The sequence below is a fragment of the Legionella qingyii genome, assembly GCF_003184185.1.
On record NZ_QHJG01000036.1, the window covers coordinates 674 to 5,344 of the forward strand.

The following is a 4,671-nucleotide window of genomic DNA, read 5'->3' on the forward strand; positions in this document are numbered from 1 at the left end:
CAAGTTTCTTCGTTAAAACAGAGAACGTGCGACAACTTCGCGTTACCGGAGCGCTAGTAGTTAGGTTGAACATAGGGGCATAGGATCTGGCTGAGCTTGAAACCGTATATCAAGATTTAGGACAGAAACAAAAAAATAACGTTCAAAACTATTAAATAGTGCTTATAACAATATATGTGATTGGTGTCATTGTGATCGGTGTCATCTACGAAAACGTAATCGTTAAAGGAATTCTATTGAATATAGTGACATCAGACGAGGTAGTTAATCTCGAAGTTTAACTGGGTGTATACCTGGACCGTATAAATAAGAGGGCATATGCTTCCCAAAGACACGAATATAATATTATTATCGGGTACCGTAATAAGTAATTTGAAGTGTAGCAATATTTTAAACAAGGGTAACGTGGATAAATAGAGTAACGATAAAAAATTACCTTAATGGTGGAACACTGTTGTGACCAGGAAGCTAAAAAAATAAAAATAGTAAGCCACAAAAATATGGTGAATTCAAGAGAAATATTAGTCTTTGCCAGAAGAACGAACATCATAGGTTAAGAAGAGAAAAAGAAAACAGGTACTACGAGAATTTTAGGCGATGAACGCGACGTTATACCGAAAACCGGCATGGAAATTTATGCGAGAGTATTTGTCTAAGGAATCATTTCGGAGAGGTTAAAAAAAGCTGTGACCCCAAGGTACGCCGCCATAACGCCTGCCTTTTAAGATAAAATGAAACTCTTTTTAATCCTACCACAAGTGGTTCATGTTGATTACGTCAGGTATTTATAACGTTAAGGAGAAGAAAAGGAAATTGGGGAAAGTTACATTAACCCCAAAATGGTAGGGTTGCAAGGTCGTTTAAGTAACGACGGAGCTAACGTAGAAACCGAAACATCAAACCCAGAAGTCTATTTATTTTATAGAAGTGAAGAACCCCTACTGCAAATATTTGGAGACTAGGGACGTCTTCGGGCCCTTGTTAAAAGGGGAGTCCTACTTTTAGCTGTCATTTTGCCGGAAATAGCCGAAGTTAAAACAATGGGCCTAATAAAAGCAGCCCGACCATTACTTGGTATAGTCGCGTATCTTGAAACGGGAAAAGTCCCTAAAGAAGATAACTTATTAAACCTAGAGCTAACCATGAATTTCATCAAGGATTGCAACTCCAACGGCGTCCTAAATTAACGGATCGATTTCAACGGTGAACTAGAAAAAGATACCGAAATATGTATTGTAAACTACTGAATACGACATTAGATTGAAATGGTGACCTTTTGAGTAGTTAACAACTATTGTTTGGAAAAAGCGGGCTTTAAAATCGAAAGCAGCAAAATATTTTTCGATTGACGAGTCGTTGACGTCAAAAGAGCCGAAGATTGAAAAGTGCGTAGAGCCATTTAACAGCAGATTGAAGGTCTGAGAACTACAGTAACCCACCAACACCGAGAAAACATGAGAGTTCTGTACGTAGGTTTAGCGCATTTAATCAGAGATTCACGAGATATTAGAGTAGTGTAACGAGTCTGTTAAGAAATATACAGAAAAAGTAACGGACTCAAGAAAGACTACACAAGGGAAGCTCACGGTTCAACATATTCGAACGGACGTTATAGAATAACAGTCCTTAAAAGAGTTCGAAACGAAATACGAGAAGTTACCTACCGAACGAAAAAACATCAAGTCAATTAAGGACTCAATGAAGTAACTATTAGAAAACAAATAAAAGCAGCAATAGAAACAGTTTATCTAAGAAAGCAAAAAGTCGAAAATAAAGTGCTTTATGGCAACCTCATTCGCGAGACGAATTACTAAGAAAGTCACGAAAACTAACGAGTAGCAAACCGAGACCTTAGTTGAATAGTTCTTTGAGTACCTGTAGAAATGAGCGTTGTTTTTCCCGAAGGCGGAAGAAATGTAGCAGGCGACTACGGGTTCTTGGTCCAGACGGTTGAAAATTTTTATCAAGTAGTTTGGAAAAGGGTCGGCCATTATAAGATCCAAGAACATCAGCAAGTATCTGTTATTGTAACAAGAATACTACACGAACTTAAAATAACCGATGAAGTACTCCTCCTCGGTTTTGTAAACTTAGTCGTCGACAATTTAATTTGCGAACTATTTTAAGTAAGAATAACCGTCCTGAGGGTGAACGCTGGGTTTCACGAAGTTGGTTACAAAATATTACTAGTCCTAGGCTCTTTAATTCACGAGATACTAGTTTATTTCGAACTAAATGACGACGTTAAAATAGCCATCCTTATAGCTCCAACTGGTCATTGAACCGATATTGTCCTAATACTTGTAAGAATTTTCGCCGTAAAGAAAGTAAAAGGTCATGGTCTCGCGATTGTAACTCTCCAACTGGTACTCTTAATTGTCAAGGGGTTTTTTTGAATTAGACAAGGCCTCAAGCGCGTAATTAATGTTCTAAATTCAGTAATGCGAAAAGGTGACTTTCCTAAAGCTGGACGAAAAGGAGTCCGTTAACCGCTTTGTTTAGTTAATTACGAAATACCCGAAGTGCCGGTATTGACGAAACCCAAAATAGCTGGTTTAGGAATTTTAGAAGCTATGCGACTAGTGCTCGTTTACTAAATTCGACGAGAGCTTACTGCGGGAAATATAGTAAATCCACAAGACCGAATTCTTTTAGATTACTTTTCCTTAGTAAAGGTAATAGATATTTGGGTCGGTTAGCAAAACCATTTAGAAACTAAAATCGAACTAGTTCGGGAAAATTTATTGGATACAATACTCGCAACCTTCCTTAAAAACTGTTGTTGGGGAACTAGTATCTGTGAAATTTGTTTCACTCTAATAGACAAGGATGGCGAAATAGCTATTAGCGTAGTACAGGACCTTATGGTAAAAAATTACGTCGAAAATTTAGCCGAAGTAATAACCGTAATGTTTAACCTCGAGGAAACCACCACGCCAGCGGATCTAAATCCGGTAGGAAATTATTAAATAGAACGTTTATAGCACGTGTGTTAACAACAACATGAAAACGCGGATTATGCCGAAATAGAAGAAATTCACACAGTAAATGGCGTTCCTTAAGACCGACTAAATTGTTCCATAATTCCTTGGGAAGGCCCGACCGTTAAGGATTGTAACCCCAAAACGAACTATCGGTCCATATTAGGTCACACGATTCTTAAGCCAATTTAAGAAGGTCCCGTCGTTGAAAAAAATTCCGTAGTGATGCAAGAACTCGAAATAGTTTGTCAAGTAGCCCTTTAAGAACGAGGTTTCTTCAGTCGGGAAGAAGACCTTTTGGGTCACGGACACGGCGGTGAAATTCCAGTAAGGACCGCGACTAATTTAGTAGCTCATTAAAACCTAAGACCTCCAGACCAAATCGCTAATTAACTTTATTATTGACAAAGCGACGGACAACAACTTAAGCTTAGTGGCGAAGTAGTCAGTTCTATAGGGACCTTAGTAACCATGGACCTACAGGACCACATCGTACTCCACGGCAACGTACGGTAGGAACTCCGTGTCCGTAGAGTCCCTGATGGAAAAAGCAGTTTATTCGGGATGTGAGTAGTCTTAATATAAAATTTTATAATTAATTTTGAAGAACTAGCCATTGACGTGAGTCTGGTTTCACTTACGCAACAAGACATCGGCGAACAAACTAAAAACGTTTTGATAGTTGGGCTAGGCAACTCAGATTTTTTCAAAGTAGTAAATCTATTAGTAGTCGTAGCCGAGGGCGGTTTTTGGAACCTAAACATCTAAGGGTTCATAGTTAAGGTAGGCCGGAATACGGTTTGAGAGAAGGGGTATTTTGGGCTACAAAACATTGACGAAATGCATTTAAATGGCCTAGTGAGTTTAGTTGACTCTAATTAAGTAGATCACGTACCGCACGATTTAGGGGAAAACTATTGTTGCGTCCTAATAAATAACGTCGATTTTCTCTCAGCAAGAATCCGTATTAGTTTGGTAAGTTTGGTAATAGATATATAAAATACGATTTAATTAATTTAATAGGAATTCATAGTGTAATTTATTAGTGTAGAACGAACTTCTTTCTGACATTCTACCTGATTGCATATTGTAATCATATCGTTCTATTTCCCTAACTTTACTACTTTTAATATGAAACCCCTGATAATAAACGTAAGTATTTAAAACGAATACGAGTTCCAACACACTAACCGCTTTAAGGAAGTGTTGGGGCAATACAGACAAAACTACCGTTTTGTAATGTCGATCGTCTTCTACCGGTAATAGCGACCTTACGGTTTTCTCCAACAAAACACTCGCGGCAAGGGACGACACGGATGTTTCGGTGAGTAATGCGTAAAATAGGGCTGGGGTGGTTTTAACCGCGGCGTATACGGGCAACGGCGGTGCTAATGGGTAAAGTAGACCCCCTTTACGTTTGCGTAATTATTAAGTAAAACAAGTTTTAAGTACAGTAAGGGCGCGTCCGCCCTTAGATAAGAAGTTGATTGTGACATGGAGTAATCTTTATCTAAGGGCGGATGCGCCCTTGCTGTAACGCGTGTTTGTTAAACAGGTAGAGTGTTTGGTTCGTTTTTTAATTAAACTAGCTATCTAAGGGCGGATGCGCCCTTACTGTAACGCGTGTATGTTAAACAGGTAGAGTGTTTGGTTCGTTTTTTAATTAAACTAGCTATCTAAGGGCGGATGC